General features: G+C 39.2%; 2 protein-coding genes and 1 rRNA gene. 2 read left to right on the top strand and 1 reads right to left on the bottom strand.

Annotated features, from left to right (window positions below; all coding sequences use genetic code 11):
* Nucleotides 1-175: 175 nt before the first annotated feature.
* Nucleotides 176-610 (bottom strand): hypothetical protein, encoded by a 435-nt coding sequence (locus M3205_RS24995; protein WP_251172344.1) that lies wholly within the window; start codon nt 608-610, stop codon nt 176-178.
* 17 nt (nt 611-627) lie between these two features.
* Between M3205_RS24995 and M3205_RS24990 the strand changes: the two genes are divergently transcribed.
* The gene (locus tag M3205_RS24990; protein ID WP_251172343.1) at nt 628-1,566 is read left to right on the top strand and encodes an alpha/beta hydrolase family protein; all 939 of its coding nucleotides are present in this window, start codon (nt 628-630) and stop codon (nt 1,564-1,566) included.
* Between the two features lie 339 nt (nt 1,567-1,905).
* Nucleotides 1,906-1,974 (top strand): 16S ribosomal RNA (locus M3205_RS24985); the annotation flags it as partial.

The raw sequence follows: 1,974 nt of genomic DNA, 5'->3' as shown, positions 1-1,974 counted from the left end.
AAACGAAATGGGTCTCGCGTTAATGGCAGTGAATTTAAGGAAATTCACTGCCAAAAAATAAGAATTTAAAGAATTAATACCCTGAAATAAGAGAAAGGTGAATTTGAGCGCACTCAAATTCACCTTTATTACTATCTGAAGCTAGTTTTGTCCCAGCCTCTTTTTAATGGCGAAGCTATTTACTCTTTATTTGTTCGCGGATACTTTCGAGCTCCTCAAGCGATAGTGAGCCAAGTGACTTCTTAATTTCTTCCTCGATTTGTTTCTTATTATTTTCCCTGTATTGGTCCCACCATTCCCGCAGTCCTTCCGTATTTGCAAGCAGATACTCGATATCGATTTCTTCTACCTCATCATCCGATAGATAATTTAAAACAGAGGCTAACATCCTATTTAGTTTGCTGATGTCATCCTCACTTTTTGTGATAGGGGTATTTGATGGTGCTTCAGTATCCTTCTTTGTCTCTTCCCCGCTGTCTGCTGATGCTGCTTTCCTTGGCATAAAATCAGCCCTTTCTAATACGATAAGAATTGCTCTTAGTATTGCCTCAAAAAAATAATAAAAAAACTGAACGATATCTATTAATAAGCGTCTAATAAGTAAAGTCATTAATTGGGGGACTCATAATGAAAGAACGTGAGGTCGAATTTAATACAGATGTAAAAATAAAGGGGACAGTGAGTTTTCCGAAGGAGTCAGAAGGAAAGCTTCCTCTTGTTATCATAATTCATGGTTCAGGCCCTGTTGACCGGGATGGCAATGCCAAGGTTATGCAGATGAATGCTTATAAGATGCTTGCTGAGTTTTTTACATCTGCCGGGGTGGCGGTTCTTAGATATGATAAGCGGGGAGCCGGTGTGAGCGGCGGTGATTTTTACCAAACGGGCATGTGGGATTTAGTTAACGATGGGATTGAAGCTGTCAAGGCGGCTCGCAATCTGCCGGAAATAGACCCTGAAAGAATATTTCTGCTGGGTCACAGTGAAGGATGTACTTTAATTCCTCCTATTAATAAGAAAGCGGAAGCTGCGGGTATTATCTTTCTTGCCGGTCATGCGGAAAATGTCAGGAATGCATCTGAGCTGCAAGTAAAATTGCTGGAAGAGGAAGTTAAAGAGATGAAGGGGTTTAATGGAGTTATTCTCCGTGCCTTAAAAGTTCATAAAACAGCTGCTTCCAAACAAAAGAAGATTTTCGATGAAATGATGGAATCGGAAGAGGCAGTAATGAAAAAAGGATTTACAAAGATCAATGCAAAATGGGCAAGAGAGCACTTTGAATATAATATGGAAGAAGATTTGGCTGCAATTACATGTCCCGTTCTTGCAATTACCGGTAATAAAGATGTTCAAGTGAACCCAGAGCATGTGCATCTTTTTGCTGAAAAAGTGAACGGCCCAGCTGAGTGCTATAATGTCCCGAATATGAACCATCTGCTTAGGGATCAGGAAGAGGAAACTTCTATGCTAAAGCTGAAGTCAATTTACAAAAGAAGTATTTCAAAGCCGCTGAGCACTGAAATGCTGGACTTATTGGAAGAGTGGGCGAAGAGGTATATTCTCTAAAGACGAAAAGATGCATGCGCATGGTTTTGAGAAAAATTATGGCGTATGCAATTTTTTTATAAAAAGTATTGACTTCAGGTTTTAAATTATTGTAAGATAGTTTTTGTCGCTAAGAGGTAATTGCTAAGCGGCGATGGGAAAAAGCTCTTATTTTTTTGAATGTCTTAAAGGAAAAGTGGAAAAAGTTGTTGACTTCGAAAAGAGAAGATGATAAGATGAATATCGTTGTCACTTCGAAAGAAGTTAGCACATTAGTTCTTTGAAAACTAAACAAAACAGAAACGTCAACGTTTAAATCATTAGTCTTTTTTGAAAAGACAATCGAGCTTAATCAACTCTTATATGGAGAGTTTGATCCTGGCTCAGGACGAACGCTGGCGGCGTGCCTAATACATGCAAGTCGAGCGG

This window comes from Cytobacillus firmus (genome assembly GCF_023715565.1).
GTDB classification, from domain to species: Bacteria; Bacillota; Bacilli; order Bacillales; family Cytobacillaceae; genus Cytobacillus; species Cytobacillus firmus_C.
The sequence above is the reverse complement of the archived record's forward strand: the minus strand, read 5'-3'. Positions and strand labels throughout refer to the sequence as shown.

What these genes read in the sequence shown, in the direction of transcription:
- M3205_RS24995 (WP_251172344.1), bottom strand. Translation starts at nt 610, where the DNA reads ATGACTTTACTTATTAGACGCTTATTAATAGATATCGTTCAGTTTTTT.
- M3205_RS24990 (WP_251172343.1), top strand. Translation starts at nt 628, where the DNA reads ATGAAAGAACGTGAGGTCGAATTTAATACAGATGTAAAAATAAAGGGG.